Source organism: Alcaligenes sp., assembly GCF_050255915.1.
GTDB classification, from domain to species: Bacteria; Pseudomonadota; Gammaproteobacteria; order Burkholderiales; family Burkholderiaceae_B; genus Alcaligenes; species Alcaligenes aquatilis.
On the sequence record NZ_JBFWIQ010000005.1, the window covers coordinates 186,256 to 212,431 of the forward strand.

The window sequence follows — 26,176 nt, forward strand, 5'->3', positions numbered from 1 at the left end:
ATGGCTATGAACGAGACAGTTTCCTGGAATAACGGCCCGGTCCCGGACGAGCGCCGATCGCGGGCAGATGCGCCGCGTTTTGTTGCGCAAGGGGCCAATCCCTTGCTGGAGGCCGCCAATCCTTTGCTGGTGATGGTGTCCGATATACGGCGTAGCGCCCGACATGCGGACCCGGCGGGTCTGCGTGCCAAGCTGGTCGCTGAAATCCGTCAATTTGAATTGCGCGCCCAGGCCGTTCCCGTGGCCAATGAAACCATTTTGGCGGCTCGCTACTGCCTGTGTACGACCCTGGATGAGGCGGCTGCGCTCACCCCTTGGGGGCAGGCCGGGGTCTGGTCCTCGCACACCTTGCTGGTCACCTTTCACAACGAGACCTGGGGCGGGGAGAAGTTCTTTCAGCTTCTGGATAAATTGATGCAAAGTCCGGCGGCGCATTTGCAGTTGCTGGAGCTGATGTATTTCTGCCTGGCTTTGGGGTTTCAAGGCCGCTATCGCGTGCATGAGCAGGGCGCCAGCCAGCTGGAAACCGTGCGCCAACGACTGTACATGAGCTTGCGCCAGTATGGGCAAACGGTGCCAGCCGCTCTGTCCCCGCATTGGCGCGACAACCCGGCGCAGAAAGTTGGCAAGCCTTTGCCTGTGCCTATCTGGGTGGCCGTTTGTGTGGCCTTGCTGCTGTGCTTGTTGATGTATCTGGGTGCCAGTCTGTTGCTGAACCGGCAGTCTGATCGGGCTTTCGAGGACATCGTGGCTTTGCGCCTGCCGGCCTTGCAGACACAGGGCCAGCCGCCGTCCAGTGGCGTCGCACCGCAGGCACCCTTGGCCTTGGCAGAGCTGTTGGCCCCCGAAGTGGCCGAGGGTCTGCTGACCGTGCGAGATCAGGCCGATCGCAGCGTCATTATCTTGCGAGGCGACGGTCTGTTCGACTCAGGAGCCGACCAGGTCCGTGCGCCGCTACTCCCTGTCATTGCTCGTATTGCGGATGCCGTTGAAGCTGCACCGGGCTTGGTACTGGTGGATGGCTATACCGATAACGTCCCCATACGCAGTGTGCGCTTTCCTTCCAATTTCCATCTCTCGCAGGCACGTGCCGATTCGGTTAAAGCCGTCTTGCAGGAGCGCTTGAGTCAGCCGGAACGTGTACGCGCCCAAGGTCGGGCCGATGCCGCGCCAGTGGCTGATAACGGCACTGCTCAAGGTCGGGCACAGAACCGTAGGGTGGAGATCACGATTGTGCCCTTGAGCAAGGAGGCCGGGCAATGACACGTCTTTTGAGTCTGGTCTTCAGCCGCAGCGTCTGGACCTTTGTGGGTGTGCTGATCCTGCTGGTGCTGATCTGGTTGCTGGGACCCTTGTTGGCGATTGGTCAAACCCGGCCACTGGAAACCGAGCTGTCGCGCTGGATTGCGATGGCGGTTGTGGTGGTGTTCTGGTTGTTGCGCCTGTTGTGGCGCAGTTGGCGGGAAGGCCGCTTGAACGCGCAATTGCTGGGGCAATTAAGCCGCCCGGCACAGAAGACGGCAGCACCGGGCAATACGGCTACGCCTCATCCTTTGCAAAGCCAGTTTGATGAGGCCATCGAACTGCTCAAGCGGATTCGCTTTGGTTCGCATATGGGCGGCCGCCTGCGCTCCTTGCTGTCGCGTCAGTACGTGTATCAATTGCCCTGGTATGTCTTTATCGGCGCACCTGGAGCGGGCAAAACCACGGCGCTGGTCAATTCCGGCTTGCAGTTTCCCTTGTCGGAGCGCTACGGAAAAACGTCGTTGCGAGGCGTGGGTGGCACGCGCAATTGCGATTGGTGGTTTACCGACGAAGCCGTCTTGCTGGATACGGCAGGCCGCTACACCACACATGAAAGTGATCCGGTAGGCGATGAACAGGAATGGCGTGGTTTTCTGGGCTTGCTCAAACGCTATCGCCGCAGGCAGCCGATTAATGGCACCTTGTTGACCATCAGTGTGCCGGATTTATTGTCCAGCACGGCCGCGCAACGTCATGATCATGCGCAGGTCTTGCGCCAGCGTTTGGCCGAATTGCGTGAGCGTTTGGGGATTCAGTTTCCTATCTATGTGCTGGTAACCAAAATGGATTTGCTCCAGGGATTTCAGGAGTATTTCGACCATTGTGATCGTCAGGAGCTGGAGCAAGTCTGGGGCTTCACCTTGCCCTATGAAAGCTCGCGCGAAGCGGGATTCTCCTTGTCGCACACCTATGGGCGCGAGTACGAAGCCTTGCATCAACGTCTGGAACGTGGCCTGGCGGCCGTGATGGCCGAGCAGCCCAATGAAAGCGTGCGTGCCGAGGCCTATCTGTTGCCTCAACAGTTTGCTCGTCTGGGGCCGGTGCTGGAGGAGTTTCTGGAACAGGTGTTTAGCCAGTCCCGCTTTGAGGCTCCGTTGTTGCTGCGTGGCGTGTACTTCACCAGTGGTCGGCAAGGGGGCGTGCGCCTGGATCAGGTGCGGGACTCCATGCGCGAGTATCTGGAAGTAGATGTGCAGGCGGATCAAGCGCAGCCGGTGGCCGGTCAGGGCCGCAGCTATTTTCTGACGCAGCTGCTAAAAGAGCTGATTTTTCAGGAAGCTGGGGTGGCAGGCCGGGACGAGCGTTGGGAGCGTCGAGTACGTTTGCGCCATTTTCTGGTCTACGGTCTGGTGGCGGTGGGCGTGCTGCTACTGGGGCTGGCCTGGAGTCGCAGTTTCCTGTTGAACCGCAGCTATGTGGAGCAGGTTGAAGGACGTGTCCCCCAGGCTCAGCAACAGGCGGATCAGACACAGGTGCTGGATACCACTCCGGCAGTCGGCTTGCTGCCTTTGCTGGATATGTTGTCGCTGCTACCGCAAAGCGATCAGTTTCCCTTGGATGCGCCCGGTCTGGAGCGGCGCATGGGCCTGTATCAGGGCGACAAGATGAAGGCCGCTGCCGATACCGTCTATCAACGCGCCTTAGAAAAACTGCTGGCCCCCTTGCTGGCGCGTCGTATCGAAACCGTGTTGCGCAGTGAGCAGGCGCAGGATCTGGAGTACGGCTACGAGGCGCTGCGCGCCTATCTGATGCTGTACGACACGCGACGCTATGACGCTGCCCATTTGCAGACCTGGCTGCTGGGCAGTTTGAAGCAGGACTTGCCGGCAGGCTTTACCCAGTCGCAATACGACAGGCTGGAGAGCCATGTTCGTGCCGTGACACAGGCGGGCTTGCTGCTCAATCCCTTCCCGCGCAATGAAGCCCTGATTGAACAAAGCCGGGAGCGTCTGGCGCGTATCAGCCTGGAGCAACGCACATACAGCCGCATGCGCCGCATTTTGGCGGCCACACCTGGACTGATGCCCATGTCTGTTGCAGGCATGGCCGGGCCGTACGCGGCCTCTGTGTTCAAGCGTGAAAGCGGTAAACCGCTAACCGAAGGGGTAGACGGTCTGTACACCTACGAGGGTTACTGGACCGTGGTTGAGCCACGCATCGACAGCGAGTTGCAGCAGATGCGTGAGGACGATCGCTGGATTCTGGGGCTGGATACGGGAGCCGGACAGTCCGAGGCAGCGCGTCGTGCGGCCAGCCAGGAACTGCGTCGCCTGTATCTGTTGGATTATGTGCGGGTATGGGATGAGTATCTGGCTGATTTGCGCCTGCTACAAGGCGGCAGCTTGCTGGAAAACATTCAACTGGCCCGCACCTTGTCCATGGCCGATTCTCCCTTGAAGCAGTTGGTCCAGCAGGTGGCTTTGCAAACTCGTTTGCTGCGAGAGGATGCGCAGCAGGGGGCCTCCTTGGGGGCACAAGCCAAAGTGCGGCTGGACGATACCCGGCAGGCGCTGGAGCAGATGTTTGGCCCGGTCGGCTTGGAGGGGAGTCGTCGTAATGAGCCTCAGGCCAAGCAGGTAGAGGCGATTGTGGATCAACACTTTGAGCCTTATCACCGCTTGGCTTCCAGCAGTGGCGGGGCACCCGCGCCTATTGATGGCACCCTGGAATTGCTGGATGAGTTCTATGCCTTTTTGACCTCCTCGGATGCGGCTTTGCGTAGCGCGGGCACTCCTCCACAGTCCAATGTGCTGACAAAGCTGCAAGCAGAAGCAGGCCGACTGCCCGGCCCCTTGCGTGATGCGCTGGATCAGTTCTCAGTGGGGGCTTCTGCCGAGATTGCGTCGCGGACTCAAGCCAGCCTGGGGCAGTTGGTGAATGCCACCATTGGCCAGTTTTGTCGTAGTGCGATTGCAGGGCGCTATCCCTTCGCCGCTCAGTCCAATCAGGATGTGGCCCCTAACGATTTTGCCCGCATGTTTGCGCCGGGTGGTTTGATGGATGCCTTCTTCCAAGAGCACCTGATGCATCAGGTGGATATGTCGGGTGGACGCTGGCGCTTCAAGCCGGGCATAGATGGACAGGCGGCGGCCAACTTCCGTTATCTGGATGCGTTTCAGCGTGCGGCTGTGATTCGGGATGTGTACTTCCCGGCAGGCGGTAATCAACCGCGTATCGATATGGCGTTCACGCCGGTTCAGCTGGATGCCGAGCTGTCACAAGTGCTGCTGGATGTGGATGGCCAGGTGCTGCGTTATGCCCATGGCCCGCAGGTTGCCATGGGGGTGCAGTGGCCGGGGCCGCGCGGGGGCCGTCAGGTCAGTCTGGAGGCACAGCCACAGTCCGAAGGCTCGGGGATGAGGGCGACCGGTGCCTGGGCGCTGCTGCGCTTGCTGGACAAGGCACAGCCTGTATCGGGCGCGTCTGCCGGTGCCCAGCGCTTGTCCTTTGCCTTGGGAGGTCGCCAGTTTGTGGTGGATGTGGTGGCCAATAGCTCCAAAAATCCGTGGCGTTTGGCGGAGATGAGAGGGTTTAGCTGCCCGGGGAGCCACTGAGATGCGCCAGGATGATTTCGATTCCAGCCCGGTGGTGATGTGGTACGGCAAGATTCCGGCCATGGGGGACTTTGTGCGCAGACGTATGCCCGAGCCGATTTTGTTGCCGTGGGAGCGCTGGTTCAGCAGTGGTGTCAGCCAGATTCGTTCGCCCAGCAAGACGGCTGGAGCCAATATGCCCAGCTCGCCCGTCCATGCCTGGGGATTTCTGATGTCCTTGCCGCAAGGGGGTGTGCAAGCAGGGGCGGTCATGCCCAGTCAGGACCGGGTTGGGCGCGAGTATCTGGTGTGCGCTTTGGTGCCACTGGATGCCGATCAGTCTCAGCGTGTCCGCCTGCCTGTGCTGGCCAGTATGGTTGAGCAATTGGGCCTGACCTTGCAGCAAGGTGTGCGCTTTTGCTGGGCGGCAACGCAGCTGGACCAGACCTTGTGCAGTGCCGTGCCCTATGCCGGTTTGCTGGCGGATAGTGTCGCCGCCAAGTCCCAGCAGCGCGATGCGGGGCAGGACATTCTGGATGTCTTGTACGGCTCTCAAGCGCCCTCTGTGTCACAAAACCCCTGGGCTGTCTTGCAGCCTTGTCTGGAGCCCGGTTCCCACCGCAGTTACTGGTGGTGTCTGGGCATGAATAATCCAAGCTGGCGCAGCGTGACGCACAGCGGCGAGTTAAGTCTGGCCCTGTTTCGGCGTCTGTTCGTGTCAGCCACAGCGGCAGATGCAGAAAGCCGCGCTTATCAACCATGGTGAGACCGCTCATGAAACGTACACACTCTGCCAAGGATGTTCAGGGCCGCCCTTTGGGGCAGATTCTGGACTCCCTGTCGCTGGACCAGCGGCTGGTGATTCTGGATCAATTGGCCTTACAGTTGGCCGAGCTGCATGAGCATCAGGAATGGTATGGCGCGCTGGGGCTGGGTACGGTGGTCTTGAGTGATGAAGGTTTGGTTCAGCTATTGCCGCTGGAACAGAACCTGCACAAGCGCAGTCTGGCGCAGGCGCGTGCTCAGGGGGTGGCATTTGATGAACCTTGTGCGGCTCCAGAGCAATATGTGGACGATCCGGTGCGACCTGCCGGCCCCTGGACGGATGTCTACGGTTATGCGGCCTTGCGCTGGCAGTTGACGAGCGGCCTTCCCCTGATGGCCGCTCCCTGGCGGCAACTGAAAGATCCTGTGGTGATGGATGAGGACGCAGATGGTCCTACGCAGGCCATGTTGCAGGGTCTGGCCCTTGACTGGGTACAGCGGCCTCAATCCATGGCTTCTTACCGACGGCTGGAACGATTGGGGCAAGTGCCAGAGCCTTTGCCCGAACATGCTCCCGCTGCGCAAGCGGTGCGGCCGATTACGCCTGAGCGCCGATCTTCCTTGCCACTGTGGCTGGCGGGCTTGGCAATAGTCGTTCTGGCAGGGCTGGGGGCGGCGTATTGGAGCGGTGATAGTGACACTTCCGGGCCCGCTGTGGCATCGTCTGATGCCAATCGTCCGGCGGTGGTGGGCGCCACGCCTGAAGAGTCCACAACAAGGCCGGGACCAACTACGTCGGAGCCGCCAGGAGGGTTGGTGGTGGGTGGAGAGTCCAAGCCGAATGATGTGGCTGCTTTGGGTGTAGGGGGTGTGTCTGCACCTCAATCGGGGCAGTCTTTGGAGGCAGGAGCAGATCAGCTTGGGTCGCGGCTGACAGGTACGCAAAATGGCACGGAGGCAGGGCAGCAATTAGCCCAGGCTTCGGGCTCACAAGCCGCGACAACACCGGAGTTGAAACTGCTGTCCGAGTCGGGAGCTTTGCAGCCTGCTTTGCCAGTTCAAATACAAAACACATCGGATGATGCAGCTCGTCTGGCTTTGGCTGATCATGCTGCCGGAACAGTCGGAACAGTCGGAACAGTCGGAACAGTCGGAACAGTCGGAACAGTCGGAACAGCCGGAACAACTGGAGCCGTTGGAGTTACAGGAGTTACTGAAGGGGGGGCTGCAACAGCAGAGGCCTCCGGAGTTAAGGAAACTACCGGGGCTGCGGGAAGTGCCGGAGCAATGGGACTTACCGAGACTGCCTCGGCCACTGCATCAGGAGTGGCCGCAAGCACACAAACCGAATCTTCAGAGCCTACCGCGCAAGTCGATCATGTGGAACAACTGGAGCCCGTCGCCGCCAAGCCCGCGCCACCGGCTAAGGGCACGGTTGCCCTGGATGTACGCCCTTGGGGGGAGGTCTATGTGAATGGCCGCAAGCAAGGTGTCAGCCCGCCTTTGAAGTCCTTGTCCCTGGCTCCAGGCTCGCACCGCATCGTTATCAAAAATGCGGGCTTGCCGGAGTTCAGCACAACAATACGGGTACGCTCAGGAAAGACGGCCAGCGTCAGCCACGAGTTCAAATAGGCTGCGGGAACCGAGAACGAAGACGCAGAAGCCCGAAGGCGGCGTAGCTGACTTACGCCGCCTTGCGCTTGCCGATCAATCCCGTGGCCAGCAAGGTCCCAAACAGAACGGTACTCATGCCGATCAACATCTGTGCGGTCAGGGCCTCGTCCAGCAGCAAGGCGCCCCACAGCACCCCAAAAGGCGGCACCAGAAAGGTCACCGTAATGGTTTTGGAGGGGCCGACATTGGACAGAAGACGGTAAAAAATCAGATAGGCGACGGCCGTGCACAGCAGGGATAAGGACAGCGCAGCCCCCCAGGCATGCAGGCCAGGAAACTGTGCGGGCCACCAGTAAATGGCTGCTGGCAATAGAACCAATGTTGCGCTGACCATGCTGCCTGCCGCTACGGCTTGTGGCTGTACACCACGCAGATAGCGGGCGGTAAAGTTGGCGGCAATACCGTAAAACACCGTGGCCACCAAAGACGCCAGCACGGCCCAGCCCTCGGCCCCTTTATTGAAGCTGAGCTTGTCGTATACCAGAATCAGAATGCCCAGGAAGCCCAAACACAGGCCCAGAATGCGGCTGGGTGTCAGGCGCTCTTTTAACCAGACGCGGGCAACCAGTGCACCGAACAAGGGAGCCATGGCATTCAGGACGGCCAGCAAGCCCGACTCCAGTCGCAAGGCTGCGAAGGCGTATAAGGAGAAGGGCACGGCGGCATTCAGAATGCCCAGGGCAAAGATGGGTTTCCAGTTCGCCAGAAAGATGGGTAAGCGTCCGGTGACGGTGATGTAGCTCATCAAGGCCAGGGCGCTTACACCGACCCGTATGGCGGTCAGGGGAAAGGGGCCAAAGTCGGGGACCGCTTGCAGCGTAAATAAAAACGAGCCGCCCCAGATGGCGGCCAGCAGGAATAAATCGCGTAAGTCTTTGGGGGACATGGGAATGGGATCGGTGGCGGCGGTCCGCATGGGCCGCATAACAGGGCAGATTGTAATCCTCTGCTTGCAACCGGGACACCGATATGGGCGTGACGGCAGGAGAGCTGAAGCTCCTGGGCGCTTTAGACAGACAGCTCTTTGTCCAGTGCGCGTTTCAGTACGCTAAAGACGCGTTTGTCCGTGCATTGTGCGGCGTTGAAACGCAGGAACTGCTTGGCATCAGGAGCTTGGCTAAACACAGGGCCTGGGGCCAGTACCACTCCCTGCGGCAGGCAGGCACGGGCCAGACTCAAGGCGTCATGTCCAGCGGGCAGCCGTGACCATAGAAACATGCCCTCGCGGGGGTGCAGCCAGGGTGTCAGGCCCAACCGCTCTAGCTGGGTCAGGCTGTGATCCATTGCTTTGGAGAGCCGGTATCGAACGCGTTCCAGATGCTTGCGATAGCCGCTGTCGCTAAGTGCGCTATTCAAAATCTGAGCGGATAGGCGGTTGCTGCTAAAGCTGGTTGCGGTACGCAAATCCACCAAGCTTTCGATCCAGGCAGGCTGGGCAGCAATGTATCCGCAACGCAGCGAGGCCGATAGTGTTTTGGAGAAACTGCCTATTTGCACCACGCGGGACAGGCCATCCAGTGCAGCTAGCCGGGTTGCGGGGCGGGTTTCCAGATCTCCGAAAATATCGTCTTCAATAATATAGAGGTCAGCACGTTGCGCCATGGCCAGTACGCTATGCGCCGTCATGGCCGACAGGCGTGCGCCGGTTGGGTTGTGTATGCCAGAGTTGGTGATGTAGAGGCGGGGTTTGTGCTCTTGCAATGCCGCCTCAAAAGCCGCCAGATCGGGGCCTTGATGCGTGTAGGGCACACCGACGACCTTGGCTCGGTGCGCTCGCAATAAGGCGTGGAAATTGAAGTAGCACGGGTCATCGACCAAGACGGTATCGCCAGGCTCCAGGAAAAAGCGACAGAGCAGATCAATGGCCTGTGTGCCCGAGTCGGTCAGCATGATTTGATGAGGAGCCGCATCAATTTCGGACAGCACCAGACGGCGGGCCAGTCGTTGACGCAACGCCTCCAGACCGAGTGGCGAACCGTAGTCCGTTAAGTCTGAGCTGTGGCTACGCGCTGCCTTGCGCAGGCCCCGACGCACTCCCTGGTCGTACATCCAGTCCGAGGGTAACCAGCCACAGCCCGGCATTAAGACATCTGCATTTGCTTCCAAGGATTGGCGCGAGATCCATAACGGGTCAATATCCCGCTCCAAAGCCGGATCCAGGGCGGCCAAGTTCAGCGGGGCCAACGGAGCCGTCACGTAAAAGCCGGACCCTGCACGAGCTTGGATCAGGCCTTCAGCCGCCAACCTGTCATAGGCTTCCACAATGGTGGACACGGAAACCCCCGCTGCCTGGGCTTGGGCACGTATCGAAGGCAGGCGGGTGCCGGGCGGATATGTCCGTGCCGCGATGTGTTCACGCACGGATTGCATGATGTGGTCTATACGGGTAACGGCAGACATGGGGCGGGCTTGGGCACGGTGTATGGGTCTAGTGGGCAGAACAGTTTTTTAAAACTGTACTGGACTGTGCCTAGGTATGCTGGCATAGCTGTGTTGTACTGACAAGCATCTTTGTCGGAGCGAATGATGGATAGCAAAGCAGTCAGTTGGCTAAACGGCTTTATGGGCGTCGCAATCTTTGCCGGTTCTTTACCGGCGACGCGTGTTGCTGTGCTGGGTATGGATCCTTTTTTCCTGACCGGAGCGCGAGCGGTGGTCGCCGCTTTGTTGGCGGCTGCCTGGTTAGTGATTGGGCGCGTGGCACGGCCACAACGATCGGACCTCTTACCCCTGGCCGTGGTTGGTTTTGGTGTTGTGCTGGGATTCCCCTTGCTGACGGCGCTGGCCCTGCAGTACATCACTTCGGCGCATTCCATTGTGTACGTCGCCTTGTTGCCTTTGTGCACAGCGCTCTTTGGGGTGGTCTTGGCTGGTGAACGGCATAAACCCGTGTTCTGGGTGTGCTCTGTTTTAGGCTGCTTGCTCGTGATGGCCTATGCCGCGCGAGAAGGTCTGGATGCGGCCTGGCAAGGGGATCTGTATATGCTGGCCGCCGTTGTGGTGTGTGGCCTGGGTTATGCCGAAGGCGGGCGCCTGTCACGTCGTCTGGGCGGCTGGCAAGTGATTTGCTGGGCCTTGGTGCTTTCCTTGCCTTTCATGTTCGTCATGATGCTGTGGTTCTGGCCCCAGAGCTTCAGTCATGTGAACACTGCCGCCTGGTTAGGTTTCGGCTATGTATCAGTATTCAGCATGTTCCTGGGTTTTGTGTTCTGGTATCGAGGGTTGGCACACGGCGGGATCGCTGCGGTGGGGCAATTACAGTTGCTGCAACCTTTTATGGGCTTGGGACTGGCTGCCGCTTTATTGGGCGAGTCCGTCAATGCCAGCATGATCTGGGTCACTTTAGGCGCTGCCTTGTGTGTGGCTGGTGCACGGCGTTTTGCTTCGTGATGTCAGAAAAGGGGAGCAGCCACGCGCTGCGCCTTTGGTTTGATACCCTGCAAGGAGGCGATCTTTCTCTTTGGACAGCCCAGCGACAAGTAACTTGTACGCCGTTTTCAGTTGGCAGTTCCTGAAGGGGGCGTTTTCGCTTGGTGTATCGGACGATAAAAAACCGGCCTGTCATGGATTCGACAGGCCGGTTTCACGACAAGCTTGGCAAGCGTTTCAGGCTTCAGCGTGCTTGGCGGCTTCTACCGCTGCATGCGTATCTTCTTTAGCACCATTAAAGAACAAGTTCAGCAGAACGGCAGCAATCGAGGTCAGCAAGATGCCCGACTCGATCAGCGGGTGAATGGCGTGAGGCATCCACTGCATGTAGTTGGGGGCCACCAGAGGAATCATGCCCACGCCAATGGAGATGGCCACAATCATGGAGTTATTGCGGTTGGTCTTGTAATCCACGCCGGACAGAATGCGGATACCAGTGGCCGTCACCATACCGAACATCACAATCCCGGCGCCGCCCAGAACCACGGTGGGCAGGGACTCAACCAGGGCCGCCATCTTGGGCAGCAGGCCCAGAATGATCAGAATCACGCCACCGGCCACGCAGACAAAGCGGCTGCGTACGCCAGTAACGGCAACCAGACCCACGTTTTGCGAGAAGCTGGAGTAGGGGAAGGTATTGAAAATACCGCCCAGCAAGGTGCCCAGACCGTCGGTACGTAGGCCGCGTGCCAGATCTTTCTGATCTACTTTCTTGCCTGTCATGTCGCTCAGCGCCAGGAACATGCCGGTCGATTCGATCAGCACCACAATCATGACCAGCGTCATGGTCGCAATGTGCAGGAGGTTGAATCGAGGCATCCCGAAGTGGAAAGGCAAGACCAGATCCACCCAGGCAGCGTTGGCCACTTTTTCGTAAGTCATGATGCCCATGGCCGACGCCACAACCGCGCCAATGACGATGCCCAGCAATACCGCCACGTTAGCTAGAAAGCCTTTTGCAAATTTAGCGATCAGCAGAATCGAGGTCAGCACGATGGCGGCAATGCCCAGACCGGTCAGGTTGGCATAGCGCGGGTTGGGTACCGTTGCTTTCAAGGCCAGACCTTCTGGGGGTGGGGGCAAGGCAGAGCCGGGCATGGCCGCAGCCGATTGTGCGTGTTGAATCCAGGCCAAGTGGTCGGGGTTAATGACCGTGGGGGCGGTAGGGCCGACAGGGTTACCGAAAATCCAGTTGATCCCCACGCGCATCAGCGTAATGCCGATCATGGCAATAATGGTGCCGGTCACCACAGGCGGGAAAAAGCGCAGCATGCGGCTAACGGCAGGGGCGATGATCATGGTGATGATCCCCGCCCCAATCACGGTGCCAAAAAGCAATTGGGCCCCTTCCTGACCAGGGTTGGCCTGTGCCATGGACACCATGGGGCCCACAGCGGCAAAGGTTACGCCCATCATGACGGGCAGTTTGATGCCAAAGTACTGCGTGAAGCCCATCGACTGAATGATGGACACGATGCCGCAGACAAACAGGTCAGCGGCAATCAAGATAGATACTTCTTCAGACGTCAGGTTCAATGCCCGGCCCACAATTAGTGGAACCGCGACAGCACCGGCGTACATTACCAAAACGTGCTGCAAGCCCAGCGCCGCCAGTCGGCCGTTTGGTAATCGTTCGTCGACGGGTGCGGTGGTCGCGTTCGTACCCATGAAATGTCTCCAGAGTGGATTAATTATTAGATCAAGCCACTTCAATGTAACGGCGTGCGACAGCCGGGCCATAAGGCAATTCGTATAGAGCCTAGGTGTGCCTAGCTATAGATGAGGGATAACCCCCAAAAAAACTGCCCTGATTCGGGTGTTTTTGATGCGGCTAAGGGAAAACACTGCTTTGGTAGTACAGGGGGCGTAGGCCAGAAGGGGGGGGGTCGTATACCTGCGCCAGTAACGGTTTTGCGCTGGTCGTGCGTCTGTCTTGTTTGTATCAAAAATGAGATTTTAGATGCGATTACCTGGTCTTTTTTCTCTTGTTGTAACGCACTTGATTGTCAATTATGACTGACCTGTAAGTGGCCTGATAGTCTTGAAGAAGCTTGTTTAAAGGCATTCGCGCAGCAGCGGATTGTTACAGTGCGCCTGTGTCTCATTTCAATTCTTTATGGACTAGAACAACTGCGTAATGGTAACATTCCGAGCTGCTAATCTTTTTGCAGTGCAGCAGGTTAGCACCAGTAGGAAAAGTTTTTTGGTGAGAAAAAGACTTTGCTTAATATCACGTTAATAGTTTCATTTTTCTCAAGGTGGCAGCGAAATGAAAGCAGCGTTGATGTTTTGCCTAGTGGCTTGATTGGACTTCCTTGGTGAATATGACCAAGGTTTTGTCATTTTTCAAACACACATTTTTTGTTGTAAACAATAAATAGAACAATATTAATAGTGGGTATTTAATTTTGATCTTTTATTTTTGCGTCATTGCTTAAATAAAAATCGAAAATAAATATTATCTGATTGCATTGAGTTTGTGTAATTTACATGTAATTGGAGTTTGTAAGTCATAGTAACTAGGTGTAATTTTCGCCATTGTTTACTGGTGTGCTGTCTGCGACACGGCTATGTCAGGAGTCGTTGTCCGAAATAGCGTTTTATCAAACATGACTATTCCGTGCTCCGCGATGACAGGGCAAGTCAGTAAAGATCGAAAGGGTAGGGTGCGTGTCTCAAAATACAGGAAAGGGTGCTAAGGAGTTAAAAGCATCCCGTACGGACATTAATAAAAGCAATACTGCGTCTGGAGCAATCGCTATTATTGGTATGGCGTTTCGCTTCCCGGGCGATTTATCGCAGCCCGACCAGTTTTGGAATGCTTTAATTGAAAAGCGCGATCTGGTCACGGAAATTCCCGCTGATCGCTGGGCGACTGCCGAATTGCAACACGACAAAAGGTCCGAGCCGGGTCGCAGCATCACGTTTTCGGCTGGCGTTCTGTCGCGTATCGACCAGTTCGATGCGGATTTTTTTGGTATCTCCCCACGCGAAGCCGCCTGGCTAGACCCGCAACAGCGTCTGTTGCTGGAGCTGTCCTGGGAAGCCATGGAAAATGCGGGTGTTGTGCCGTCCGCCATGGCTGGTAGTGACTGTGCGGTTTATGTCGGTATCTCCGGTTTGGATTACGGCATGCGCGGCCTGGATGATTTGGCCAGCCTGACTGCCCATATGATGACCGGCAATACCATGAGTATTGCGGCCAACCGTCTGTCTTATATCTACGACTTGCACGGACCGTCCATGGCGGTGGATACCGCCTGCTCGTCATCCTTGGTGGCTTTGCATCAAGCATGCTCAAGCCTGCGTAATGGCGAGGCCTCGACCGCTTTGGTCGGTGGCGTCAATCTGTTGCTGCACCCCTATCCCTTTGTCGGCTTTACCAAAGCGTCGATGTTGTCGGCAGACGGACGCTGCAAGGCGTTTGATGAGGCCGGCAATGGCTATGTCCGTTCCGAGGGCGGTGCGGTACTGATGCTCAAGCCTTTGGAGCAAGCATTAGCCGATGGTGATCAGGTACAGGCTGTCATTTTGGCTACGGGCGTGAATGCCGATGGTGCTCGCAAGACCGGCATCACCATCCCTAGCTGCCAGGGACAAATTGAGTTAATGCGCTCCGTTTTAGAGCGCAGCGGCCTGACTGCGGGTGATGTGGACTTTGTCGAGGCCCACGGTACCGGTACGGCAGTAGGCGACCCTATTGAAACTACCGCAATCAGTGCGGTGTATGGAAAAACGCGCGAACAGCGTTTGCCTATTAGTTCAGTCAAAGCGAATTTGGGGCATATGGAGTCAGCCTCCGGCATGGCCGGTTTGGTCAAAACGGTGCTGGCTTTGCAGCATCAAGCCCTGCCGCCTGCTTTGCATTTGAACACCCCCAATCCCGCGATTGATTTTGACGGCTTGAATCTGGAATTGTTACCGCAAGGCCGTCAGTTGCACCGTATCGACGGCAAGCCTTTGGTGGCGGGCCTTAATTCTTTTGGCTTTGGTGGTGCCAACGCACACGTTTTGCTACAGGCCCCTGTCGCACGCGCTGGTCAATCGACTGTTGCGCTGAACTCGGTTTTGCCGCCTTTAGTCTTGTCGGCCAAAACAGAAGCCGCCCTGCGCGAACAGGCTGGTAATTATGCGGATTTGCTCGATGGCAAGACGGCACAAGCGTTTTACGATGTCAGTTACGCGGTAGCGCACGGTCGGCAGACTTTGGCTCGTGCTTTGATCATTCAGCCCGAAACGGTTGAAGAAGGCGTGGCGCAATTGCGTGCTTACGCGCAAGGGCAAGACCCGCAGGGTCTGCAAACGGTAGATGCCCTGGATAAAGAAGCTCAACTGGCCTTCGTGTATGCGGGTAACGGAGCGCAGTGGTTGGGGATGGGCGTGACCTTGTTGCGCGAGTCCCCTCGTTTCGCCGCACTGCTGTCCGAGCTGGACACCTTGATGCAGCCCTTGGCGGGTTTCTCGTTACTGGAGCAATTGCAGGCCGAGCCTGCTGCCTCCCGTATGGACGACACGACCGTTGCCCAGCCCCTATTGTTTGCCCTGCAGGTTATTGTGACGCGCATGCTGCGCGAAGATGGCGTTCAGCCTGATGCCGTCACGGGACATAGCGTAGGCGAAATTGCTGCAGCCTGGGCCGCCGGTGCTCTGGATCTGGAACAAGCCATACGTGTGATTTGTGCCCGTAGCCAGGCCCAAGGCCTGACTCGTGGTCAAGGCCGGATGGCCGTTATTGGTCTATCGCTGGAAGCGGTAAACACCTTGCTGGAAAGCCAGGGTGCGGACTTGGGCGTGAATGTGGCGGGTGTGAACAGCCCTTCCAATATCACCTTGTCCGGTAGCCTGGAAGGCTTGCAACGCATTCAGTCTGCCCTGGAAGACCAAAGTGTTTTCTTCCGCTTGCTGGATCTGGATTACGCCTTTCACAGCCCCTATATGGATGGCTTGTTGCCGCATCTGGAAAAGAGCCTGGGCGACTTGCAGCCCGGCCAGCAGGAACCACAGGCGCGTTTTGTTTCGACCGTTACCGGTCAAGAGTTGCCCCCATACGAGCTGGATGTGGAGTACTGGTGGCGCAATATTCGCGAGCCCGTGCAGTTTGAGCAGGCCATTGCTTGTCTGGCCAAGCAGGGCTGCCGTGTTTTTCTGGAAATTGGCCCGCACGCCATTTTGCAGCGCTACATCCGTGAAACCCTGACTCAGGCCGATGTTCAGGGTGTTGTGCTGTCCAGCCTGCGCAAGCATGACGATGGCCCACAGCGTCTGGCCGATACGGCCCTGCATACCCTGGCTCTGCTGCCGTCTCAGTTGAAGGCCCGTTTCCCCGTGGCTGGCAATCCGGTGGATCTGCCTGTGTATCCGTGGCAGCGCGAGCGTCATTGGTACAAGACCAGCACAGAAGGGATGCGCTCCATTGAGCGCCGACGAGTACATGATTTGCTGGGTTGGCGCCTGCCCGATAGCGATATCAGCTGGGAAAACGTACTAGACCCGGTGATTTTGCCTTGGCTGGCTGATCACAAAGTGGGTGGGGCCATGGTGTACCCCGGCGCTGCTTATTTGGAGATGGCCTTGGCCGCAGCCCGTGAGTGGTTGTGCGAAGCACTGATCCAGGTGGACGAGCTGGATATTCTGGCTCCGCTGGTCTTTGACGGTGAGCATGCCCGCAGCCTGCGTTTTGTGTTGAGCCCGCGCGATGGTAGTTTCTATATCAAGAGCCGCCAACGCCTGAGCCAGGACGAGTGGGTGGTACACGCTAGTGGCCGCATTCTGGCTTCGGATGAGCGCATGCCCAAGCCAGAGCTTTCGCCCCTAAGCTTGGCGGAACGGCAGATTGATCGTGATCGCCACTATCGTCTGGCGCATTCCTTGGGCTTGGACTACGGTCCGGCCTTCCAGGGTTTGAAGGTCTCACAGGTGCAAGATACGTACCTGCATGCGGAACTGGAAATGCCCGTCAGCCTGGAGCAAGACGGTTATCTGCTGCACCCGGCCTTGATGGACGTGTGCTACCAGTCTCTGGTGGATTTCTTCGCACAAGATATTGAAGCAGGCCAAGGCGTTGCCTTATTGCCTGTGAAAGTAGGCCGCTTTACCTTGTCCACCGAAGGGCAAGTGACGCATTTCCGTGCGCATCTGCGTCGCAGCAGTGCCCGTTCGGTACTGGCGGACTTTGAGCTGTATGGTGCTGATGGCCGCTTGCTGGCCAGCGCCCAGGCTTGTCGTTTCCGCGCGGCACATTTCTTGCGTCAGGACCGATACGCGGTCTCCAACTGGCAAATTACCCCGTATCTGCGTCCTCATCCTCATGATGAACGAGTCGCCGTTACGCTCTCGCCTGAACAACTGGCCCAAAGCGGTTGGGCTGCACTGGTCGATCAGCAGCAAGAACGCGAAACCTGGTTCCAGCAGACTTTGCCTTTGCTGGATGCCTTGAGTCTGTCCTTTATTTATGAAGCCTTCCAGGACGTTAAACCAGCCGAGCTCAGTGCCGAGGTATTGAATAGTCCGTATGGTCGCTGGATGAGTGAGCTGTTGCGCAGTGAAGCGCTGCTGCAAGATGGGGAAAGCTATCGAGTGGCGGAGCAGGCGGATATGCCTTCTGCCCAGGACTTGTGGCGCACGATTTTGCAGGACTCCCCGAGCAGCCTGCCGCAGTTGACCCAGATTGGTTCGGTGGGCCGCCAACTGCCCGCCTTGTTACGTGGTGATCTTTCAGGCGAAAAACTGCTGGCTTCCTTGCGCCGTTCCCCGGTGGTTGAAGTGCTGTATGACGATGACCCCATGTATCTGGGTGTGCGTCAGGCACTGGAAGCCCAGTTGCGAGAGCTGGCTGCGAACTTGCCGGTTTCCCAGCGGCTGCGTGTGCTGGAAGTCGTTGTTGGCCCTAGCGATTTGCCCAAGACGCTGGCGGCTTGTTTGTCTGAAGATCAGTTTGAGTATGTGTTGGCCTTGCCGGATGTCGATTTGCAGGCACGTCAGGCGACGCAACATCATGCGCTAGCCAATGTGCAAGTTGTCGGTTTTGATTTGCAAGAGTGGCAGTTGGATCAGTCCAACGACACACAGTTTGATGTCGTGATTTTGCGTCACAGCCTGCACCGTACCGTGCATGTTCCACCTGCTTTGCTGCGTAGCAAGCAGTGGCTGGCTACAGGTGGTGTTTTGCTGCTGGCCGAGTGTCACCCTGATTGGCATGCGGATTTTCTGTCCGGTCTGGACCCAAGCTGGTGGCATACAGCCGCTGAGTCGCAATCCTCTTCCTTGCTGTCGCCTGAAGGCTGGCACAGGGCTTTGGAGCAAGCGGGTTTTGAGCAGGTACAAACAGCACCAGAGCCTGCCGCTCAGGCGTTGAGCGAAGGTGCTTATTTGCTTTTGGCCAGCGCCGCGACAAAGCAGACAGGTCAGAATCCGGAGATCGTCGCTACAGCCCAGTGGCTACTGTTGTTTGACGAGGCTTCCCAAACGCATGCCCATTCTTTGCAAGCTCGTTTGGAGGCAGTCGGACAGACGGTTTGCGCCCAAGCCTGGCCACCCAGTGCCGACGCTTTGGCTGATGAGCACACGCTGAATGTGGTGCCGATGCTGGGTTGGGCTGATACCGTCGCTGCTGTCAGTCAGACCAGTGCGCAACTGCTTAACCTGACTCAAAGCTTGTCCGCCCGTGCTGCTGCAAGCCGTTTGTTCCTGGTGACGCACGGCGGAGCATTGCCTGCGATGGCGGAAGAATTGGATTGGGCGGTGAATCCTGCCCAGTCGGCCTTGTGGGGCTTTGGCCGCGTCGTCATGAACGAGCTGCCTGCCTTGTCCTGCACTCTGATCGATCTGGCCGGCGATCTGAATGCCGGCAGCATCGCTCAGCGCCTGGAGTGCGAGCTGCTGTGGCCAGATGGTGCGACAGAAATTGTCTTATCTCAAGACGCACGCCATACCTTGGTGTTGCAGGAGGCCACTCAGCTTGTAAGTGCTCAATTAGGCCAGGATGCACGCTTTAAGTTGGACTTCCACGTGCCCGGACAGTTGCGCAATCTGGAATGGCAAGCTGTTCAAGCGCCCACTCTGGCTGCGGATCAGGTCGAAGTCCGCACCATGGCAGCGGGCCTGAACTTCCGTGACGTGATGTACTTGATGGGCTTGTTGCCGGACGAAGCCGTAGAAAACGGGTTCGCCGGTGCGAGCCTGGGCCTGGAGTTCTCGGGTGTGGTCACACGGGTTGGTGCTGATGTCACCCACTTGGCTGTAGGCCAGCCGGTAATGGGTTTTGGTTCCTCCTGCTTTGCCAGTCATGTGGTGACACGTGCGGATGCTATCGCTCCCATGCCTGAAGGTTGGGATTTTGAAGCCGCCGCCACCGTTCCCACCGTGTTCTTCACCGTGTACTACGCGCTGACGCACCTGGCCCATATCCAGCCCGGCGAGAAAGTGCTGATCCATGGTGCTGCAGGCGGCGTGGGAATTGCTGCAATCCAGCTCGCCCGCCATTTGGGCGCAGAGATTTATGCCACCGCTGGCACGGACGAGAAACGTGTGTTCGCCTCCTTGTTGGGCGCTGACCATGTGTTCGATTCGCGCAGCCTGAGCTTTGCTCAAGACGTGATGGATGCCACTGGCGGTGAAGGTGTGGACGTGGTGCTGAACTCGCTGGCAGGTGAAGCCATGCGCCGCAGCCTGGATGTCTTGAGCCCATTTGGCCGCTTCCTGGAACTGGGCAAGCGCGATTTCTTTGAGAACACACCGATTGGCCTGCGCCCCTTCAAGAGCAATATCAGCTATTTCGGTATTGATGCCGACCAGTTGCTGACGGGCCGACCCGCTCTGGCAGGACGTTTGTTCAAAGAAGTCATGGAGCTGTTCCATGATGGCGCGCTGTTCCCACTGCCTTACCGTAGCTTCGGTGCCGAGCATGTGGTGGATGCATTCCGCGCCATGCAGCAGGCTCGTCATATCGGCAAGCTGGTGGTGTCCTTGAAGGACGCCCAGCCTCGTCTGCCCGCAAAACAAATCGCTGCTCCTATCGATTTGTCCACACAGGGCACGTGGTTGGTAACGGGTGGTTTGTCTGGCTTCGGTTTGGCTTCAGCCCAATGGCTGGTCAAACGTGGCGTGCGCTCTCTGGTTCTGGCAGGTCGCCGTGGTGCCGAGACACCGGGTGCACAAGCGCTGCTGGAGCAGTTCCAGGCACAAGGCTGTCGTGTGCAAATCGTGGCGTGTGATGTCACGGATTGTGCAGCGGTACAAGCTGTCGTCACCCAGATTCAGGCAAGTGATAGCCCACTGACTGGCGTGCTGCATGCTGCCGCCGTGTTTGATGATCGCTTGATCGCGAATATGGATCAGGACAGCTTGAGCAAGGTGCTGCAAACCAAATTGGTGGGGGCATGGAATCTGCACTTGGCCACTCAAGATTTGAAGTTGTCTCACTTCGTGCTGTATTCGTCTGTGACGACCTCTATTGGTAACCCCGGACAGGCGAACTATGTGGCCGCCAACGCGGGCCTGGAAGGCCTGACGCGCCTGCGTCAGAACCTAGGTCTGGCGGCGTCCTGCATTGCCTGGGGACCGATTGGTGACGCAGGTTACCTGACCCGCAATGAAACCGTGAAGGACAGCTTGGGTAAACGTCTGGGCAAAGCGCCTTTGCAATCCGATCAGGCATTGGATCAATTGGATCGCGTGCTGGCTGTTAACGGTGAAGTGTCCATTGTGGCTAACTTCGATTGGAGTGCCTTGGCCCGTTTGCTGGCCTCGGCCCAGAATGAACGCTTTGCCATCTTGAACCGGGCTCGCAAGGATCACGACTCTGGCAGCGACGGCCAGGATATTCACGCGTTGATTGTTGGCAAGACGCCCGAGCAAATTCACGCTTTGGTGGCCGAATGGGTGGCGCAAGAAGTCGCCAACATTTTGCGTACCGAAGTAGACCGTATCGAAACTCAACGCTCCTTGCATGATCTGGGCATGGACTCCTTGATGGCTGTGGAACTGGCCCTGGGCTTGGAGCAACGCTTTGGCGTGCAGTTGCCCGCCATGGTGCTGAACGATTCTCCCACTGTCTGGAACGTAGCGGCCCGCATTGTGGACAAGCTGACGGCTGGTGGCGGGGACTCGGCAGAGCAGGACGCAGGGCATCTGGTCGCCGATGTCGTACGTCAGCACGGGGATGAGATGTCCGAGACGGACTTGCAAGGACTGGCCAAGGATGTACAGCGATTGGCAGAAACAGGGACATCACTGATCCATGAGTAAGAACGATCTGGCACCAGGCAGTAAAGCACAACTGATTCAGCGCATTCTGGGACGCAAAACCGGGCAAGCGGCCAGCAATGGCCGCATGGCCGAGCAGTCCGCAACCCATCAGGGTGCGGCCAGCCACATCCCGGAGTCCTACACCCGCTTTGACCGTCATCCCGGTTACGAGAAAATGCTGGTGCCCAAGGCCATGGCCGATCGTATGGGCGTGCGCAACCCCTTTTTCCGCAGCCACGACGGTGTAGCTGCTGCGCATACCCGTATCAACGGGCGCGACTATCTGAACTTTGCCAACTACAACTATCTGGGCCTGTCCGCACACCCAGAAGTGAATGCAGCCGCCAAAGCCGCGATGGACCAGTACGGCACATCGGCCTCGGCCAGCCGTTTGGTTGCGGGCGAGCGTCGCGTACAGCGTGAGCTTGAAGAGGAGCTGGCGCAGAACTACGAGGTGGATGATTGCGTGGTTTTTGTTAGTGGACACGCCACCAACGTCAGCACCATTGGTTACTTGTTTGGCCCCAAGGATCTGGTAATTCACGATAGCCTGATCCACAACAGTATTTTGCAAGGCATCCAGTTATCGGGTGCCGCCCGCCGTTCATTTCCTCACAACGACAGTGCCGCCCTGGAGCGCATTCTGGCTGACATTCGTGGCCAGTTCGAGCGTGTGCTGATTGTGATTGAAGGCTTGTACAGCATGGATGGTGATATCCCGAACCTGCCTGCATTTATTGACATAAAAAGGCGCTATAAAGCGTTTTTGATGGTCGATGAAGCCCACGCCTTGGGCGTGTTGGGCAAAACAGGCCGTGGCTCGCACGAGCATTTTGGTGTGGTGGGTCGAGATGTCGATATCTGGATGGGCACCTTGAGCAAGACCCTGGCAAGCTGCGGCGGCTATATCGCTGGCGACCGTGCGCTGGTGGAACTGCTTAAATACGCCGCCTCCGGTTTTGTGTACAGCGTGGGAATCTCTCCCGTGTTGGCGGCTGCTTCGCTCAAAGCCTTGCAGATCATGCGTCGGGAACCGGAACGTGTACAAAACCTGCAAGAGCGTGGCAGCCAGTTTCTGAATTCGATGCGCTCACTGGGGATCAATACCGGTTTTGCCCAAGGCTACGCCGTCATTCCTGCGATTACCGGCAGCTCTCTTAAAGCAGTCAAATTGTCCGGCCAGTTATTTGATGCCGGTCTGAATGTGCAACCCATTATCCATCCTGCGGTAGAAGAAAAAGCAGCACGTTTGCGCTTTTTTCTGTCTTCCACGCATAGCCAGGATGACATAGACCTGGCGTGTGAAACCGTTCATACGCTCATGAAGAAATAAGCATGGCTCAATTACTACACACAGCAGTTAGCAAGATCGCCGCAATAGGACGGCCCGTACTGGCCAGCACCCTGGTCGCCGTACTGGCCGGATGTGCCACGATGCCCGACTGGATGCCAGCCGATGGCCCCAGCCGCCAGCAAGTGCAAGAACGACGTGATGGCCGTATCGAAGGCATCACCCTGGTCAATGTGACGGACTCCCTGACCAAGAAACTGGCCGCTAAAAAACGCATGGGCGATTTTGCCGCCCAATTTCCCAGCACGGGCTCGAACAATTACCTGATTGGCCCCGGCGATGTGCTGGAAGTGTCGGTATGGGAAGCGCCGCCTGCCATGTTGTTTGGCAGTATTTCCTTGGATCCCAAGGCGACGGCAGCGACGACGAATGCCGTTGCCTTCCCATCACAAATGGTGACCTCAGATGGCATGATCAGCATGCCTTTTGCAGGCCGTATTGCTGTCCAGGGCCACAACACCCAACAGATTGAAGAAAGCATTGCCAAGCGTTTGCAAGGCAAGGCCAACAACCCCCAAGTGTTGGTGCGTGTCACTCAGAACAACTCTTCCAACGTAACGGTGGTGGGTGAAGTCAATAAAAGCACTTTGATGCCCTTGACACCGAAAGGTGAGCGCCTGCTCGATGCTTTGGCCGCCGGTGGTGGCGTTAAACAGGCGGTAAACAGTATCGCCATTCAGCTCTCGCGTGCGCAAAACACATCAACGATGGCCTTGGATACGATCATTCGTAATCCGAACCAGAACATCATGTTGAAGCCGGGTGATGTGATCACGGCGCTGTATCAGAACCAAAGCTTCTCCATTTTGGGGGCAACAGGCAAGAACGAAGAAATTCCGTTTGAAGCCCAAGGTATCTCCTTGGTGCAGGCCCTGGCCCGTTCCGGCGGCCTGGATACCTCACGTGCTGATGCTCGCGGTGTGTTTGTTTTCCGCTTTGAAGATGCTGCGCTGGTGGAGGGTGCCGCTGAATCGACTCTGTTGGACGAGAAGGGCGTCGTACCCGTGGTGTACGAGATCGACCTGCGTGACCCGGCTTCTTTCTTTGTCACCCAGAACTTCCCGGTGCAGGACAAGGACGTGATCTACGTCTCCAACTCGCCAGCGGCAGAGTTCCAGAAGTTCCTGCGTCTGGTGGTGTCTGTGGCCGTGCCTAGTACGACCTTGAACAACATGATGAAGTGATGAGCCTCATGGTTGAACGCAAATTTCTTAATAGAGGTCGAGATGAGTAATCAGGTGCGCAGCCCCATGGCCGTCACCTGGTCGGTCTGGCGTGCGCTAGTTTTGAGAGAAGCGCTGGATCGTCTGTTTGACATGCGTGCGGCCTGGTTCTGGCTCTTGATGGAGCCGGTGCTGCATATCAGTTTCATCACGTTCATCTTCACAGTGATTCGTTTGCGTACAGTCGGCGGCATTGATGTCACTGTCTGGATTGTGGTGGGAATGTTGGCGTTTTTTATGTTTCGTCGTACAGCGATGCAGGTGATGCATGCTGCCGATAGTAATAAGCCTTTGTTTGCTTACAGGCAGGTGCACCCCTTTGATACGTATGTCGCACGAGGCGTTTTGGAAGCCTTTTTGATGACCTTGGTGTCCGCCATTATCTTAACGGGAGCAGCCTTGTTTGGGCATGACGTACGGCCTGATGACCCCTTGCAGGTTTTGGTCACGATGTTTGGGCTATGGCTCTTTGGGATGGGCTATGGCTTGGTGGCTTCTGTTTTGATGGCCTTGGTTCGTGAGACAGAGCACATATTGCAACTCATGATGATGCCTTTGTACTTGATTTCCGGGGTCATCATGCCGATTTCAGCCGTTCCCCAGCCTTATCGGGATCTGCTTTTGTTCAATCCTTTGGTGCATGGTCTGGAGCTGGTACGCCAGGGTTTTTCAGATTACTACCACATGGTGTCCGGTATCAGCATGGGGTACCTGTACCTATGGGGGGTGGTCAGCTTGTTTCTGGGCCTGGTTTTGTATAGACGCTTTACACAGCAGTTGGTGATGAAATGATCGTCGTCAAGGATGTTTATAAGCGCTACAAGACCGCCCATGGTGTGGGCCGTTGGGTGTTGGAAGGGGTCAACCTGACAATCCCACCCAAGGTAAATGTGGGTTTGATTGGCTCTAACGGTGCTGGGAAATCTACGTTGTTGCGCTTGATCGGTGGGGTGGATCACCCCAATAAGGGAACGGTGCAGCGTATGTGCAGGGTGTCGTGGCCCATGGGCAACGGGGGGTTGGAGGGCACCTTGACCGGCCGCCAAAACGCCAAGTTTGTGTGCAGAGTGCATGGTCATCAAGAAGATCTGGCAGATAGGCTGGCTTTTATTAAAGATTTTTCTGAACTGGGTCGAGCTTTTGAGGAGCCGGTCTATACCTACTCCTCTGGAATGCGCTCCCGCCTTCAGTTTGCGCTGTCGTTTGCCTTTAATTTCGATGTGTACATCTCGGACGAGGTGACGGCAGCGGGTGATGCGGCATTCCGTAAGAAAGCCGCGGACGCCTTTAAAACCATGACCAATCGCGCGGGCTTGATCATGGTGGCTCACGACAATAAAACCTTAAAACAATTTTGCCAGGCGGGTGTCTGGCTGCATCAAGGACGAGCGCACTGGTTTGACCAGATTGACGATGCGCTCAATGCCTACAAGGATTCGCTTCCAAAATGACAGATACACCTCAAGTCACTACGCAGGCGGCTAGCACCGCTTCTAATCAAGCCGTTTCAAAGAAACCTACCTTTGGAGCTCGCCTGCGTTCGTGGTTTTCATTGCGCTTATTTGATTACGCCGTACGTGTGATTCTGATCCTGGCTGTTTTGACGTCGGCGTACTGGTTGATCTTTGCCTCGAACCGCTATGTGTCCGAGGCTAACGTCATTATCCGAAAGACAGACTCGGTAGGAGCCCCCTCTTTTGACTTAGGGATGTTGGTATCGGGTGTGGCTACTGTTGATCGCGCGAACCAGTTGTTGTTGCGTGATTACTTGTTGTCCGTGGACATGCTTAAAAAGCTCGATCAGTCTTTGGATTTACGTACGCATTACAGCTCCTCGGATCATGATCTGGTGTCGCGGATGTGGTTCCAGGATGCGTCGCTAGAGTGGTTTCACCGTCATTACCTGCGTCGTGTCGAAGTGGAGTTTGATGATTTCTCTGGTGTGTTGCGCATCAAGGTCCAAGCTTATAGCCCCGAGATGGCTCAGGCGATTACGGAGCTGCTGGTTAAGGAAGGCGAGCGTTATATGAACGTCTTGGGCCATGAAATGGCCCAGGTTCAGGTCGATTTCTTGGTTACTCAGGTTGACCAGGCTCAGGAGCGTTTTCAACAAGCGAGCCAGGACTTGCTGAACTACCAGAATGAAGCCGGCTTATTGTCCCCTCAAGCCACAGCAGAAAGTATTAATGCGATTGTGGCTGCTTTGGAAGGGCAGCGGGCTCAGTTGCAGACCCAATTGGCCTCTTTGCCCAAGTCATTGGATCGTGACCATCCCAATATTCTGATGCTTAAACAGTCTTTGAAAGCAGTGGACGAGCAAATTAAGCAAGAAAAGCTGAAGTTGGCGACGCCGTCCGGCGGCACGTTGAATGCCTATGTAGAAGAGTTTTATCGCTTGGATATGAATGTGAAGTTCACACAAGAGCTCTACAAATCCTCTTTAACTGCTTTGGAAAAAGGCAGGATTGATGCCACTCGCATGTTGGAGAAAGTGTCTGTGCTGCAGTCCGCTACCTTGCCCGAGTATCCGATGGAGCCGCGTCGTCTGTACAACACCTTGGTGACTTTGCTGTTGGCGCTGATCCTGGCCGGGATTTTGAAGCTGCTCAAGAGCATTGTCTTGGACCATGTGGATTAAGAATACTTTTAGG

Annotated in this window: 14 protein-coding genes; 11 read left to right on the top strand and 3 right to left on the bottom strand. The window is 56.9% G+C overall.

What is annotated here, in order from left to right:
- Nucleotides 1-6 precede the first annotated feature (6 nt).
- From AB7E06_RS08410 to AB7E06_RS08425, 4 genes are read left to right on the top strand one after another with little or no spacing between them, the layout of a single operon-like run.
- On the top strand, nucleotides 7-1,263 hold the full coding sequence (locus AB7E06_RS08410; protein WP_042485803.1) for a DotU family type VI secretion system protein: 1,257 nt from the start codon (nucleotides 7-9) through the stop codon (nucleotides 1,261-1,263).
- Nucleotides 1,260-4,859 carry a type VI secretion system membrane subunit TssM gene (gene tssM, locus AB7E06_RS08415; protein WP_376912546.1) on the top strand — a complete coding sequence of 1,200 codons (3,600 nt, stop codon included), beginning with the start codon at nucleotides 1,260-1,262 and terminating at the stop codon, nucleotides 4,857-4,859. Before AB7E06_RS08410 ends, tssM begins: the two co-directional genes overlap by 4 nt.
- Nucleotide 4,860: 1 nt before the next feature.
- A complete protein-coding gene (gene tagF, locus AB7E06_RS08420; protein ID WP_042485810.1) occupies nucleotides 4,861-5,604 on the top strand; it encodes a type VI secretion system-associated protein TagF in 744 nt (247 codons plus the stop codon).
- 8 nt (nucleotides 5,605-5,612) lie between these two features.
- Nucleotides 5,613-7,235, top strand: a complete 1,623-nt coding sequence (locus tag AB7E06_RS08425; RefSeq protein WP_427956255.1) for a PEGA domain-containing protein — start codon at nucleotides 5,613-5,615, stop codon at nucleotides 7,233-7,235.
- Between the two features lie 52 nt (nucleotides 7,236-7,287).
- Here AB7E06_RS08425 and AB7E06_RS08430 read toward each other — a convergent pair whose 3' ends face one another.
- Together AB7E06_RS08430 and AB7E06_RS08435 are read right to left on the bottom strand one after the other, a co-directional pair.
- Nucleotides 7,288-8,193 (bottom strand): DMT family transporter, encoded by a 906-nt coding sequence (locus AB7E06_RS08430; RefSeq protein ID WP_427956258.1) that lies wholly within the window; start codon nucleotides 8,191-8,193, stop codon nucleotides 7,288-7,290.
- A gap of 92 nt (nucleotides 8,194-8,285) precedes the next feature.
- A complete protein-coding gene (locus AB7E06_RS08435; protein ID WP_427956261.1) occupies nucleotides 8,286-9,677 on the bottom strand; it encodes a PLP-dependent aminotransferase family protein in 1,392 nt (463 codons plus the stop codon).
- 126 nt (nucleotides 9,678-9,803) lie between these two features.
- Here AB7E06_RS08435 and AB7E06_RS08440 point away from each other — a divergent pair, with 126 nt between their 5' ends.
- Nucleotides 9,804-10,667, top strand: a complete 864-nt coding sequence (locus AB7E06_RS08440) for a DMT family transporter (protein ID WP_094197975.1) — start codon at nucleotides 9,804-9,806, stop codon at nucleotides 10,665-10,667.
- 216 nt (nucleotides 10,668-10,883) lie between these two features.
- Here AB7E06_RS08440 and AB7E06_RS08445 read toward each other — a convergent pair whose 3' ends face one another.
- The gene (locus AB7E06_RS08445; RefSeq protein WP_094197974.1) at nucleotides 10,884-12,374 is read right to left on the bottom strand and encodes a nucleobase:cation symporter-2 family protein; all 1,491 of its coding nucleotides are present in this window, start codon (nucleotides 12,372-12,374) and stop codon (nucleotides 10,884-10,886) included.
- 1,002 nt (nucleotides 12,375-13,376) lie between these two features.
- Here AB7E06_RS08445 and AB7E06_RS08450 point away from each other — a divergent pair.
- Genes AB7E06_RS08450 through AB7E06_RS08475 form a run of 6 tightly spaced genes read left to right on the top strand, consistent with a single transcriptional unit; the run spans nucleotide 13,377 to nucleotide 26,163 of the window.
- Nucleotides 13,377-20,951: an SDR family NAD(P)-dependent oxidoreductase gene (locus AB7E06_RS08450; protein WP_427956265.1), complete on the top strand. Its 7,575-nt coding sequence runs from the start codon at nucleotides 13,377-13,379 to the stop codon at nucleotides 20,949-20,951.
- Complete coding sequence (locus AB7E06_RS08455) at nucleotides 20,944-22,284, top strand: aminotransferase class I/II-fold pyridoxal phosphate-dependent enzyme (protein ID WP_427956268.1); 1,341 nt, start codon at nucleotides 20,944-20,946, stop codon at nucleotides 22,282-22,284. Before AB7E06_RS08450 ends, AB7E06_RS08455 begins: the two co-directional genes overlap by 8 nt.
- A gap of 2 nt (nucleotides 22,285-22,286) precedes the next feature.
- Nucleotides 22,287-23,486: a polysaccharide biosynthesis/export family protein gene (locus AB7E06_RS08460; RefSeq protein ID WP_427956270.1), complete on the top strand. Its 1,200-nt coding sequence runs from the start codon at nucleotides 22,287-22,289 to the stop codon at nucleotides 23,484-23,486.
- A 42-nt stretch (nucleotides 23,487-23,528) separates the two neighbouring features.
- Nucleotides 23,529-24,317, top strand: a complete 789-nt coding sequence (locus AB7E06_RS08465) for an ABC transporter permease (RefSeq protein ID WP_427956273.1) — start codon at nucleotides 23,529-23,531, stop codon at nucleotides 24,315-24,317.
- A complete protein-coding gene (locus AB7E06_RS08470) occupies nucleotides 24,314-24,976 on the top strand; it encodes an ABC transporter ATP-binding protein (protein WP_108728406.1) in 663 nt (220 codons plus the stop codon). Before AB7E06_RS08465 ends, AB7E06_RS08470 begins: the two co-directional genes overlap by 4 nt.
- Nucleotides 24,973-26,163, top strand: coding sequence for a chain-length determining protein (locus AB7E06_RS08475; protein WP_203226723.1), 1,191 nt, complete (start codon nucleotides 24,973-24,975; stop codon nucleotides 26,161-26,163). Before AB7E06_RS08470 ends, AB7E06_RS08475 begins: the two co-directional genes overlap by 4 nt.
- Nucleotides 26,164-26,176 lie beyond the last annotated feature (13 nt).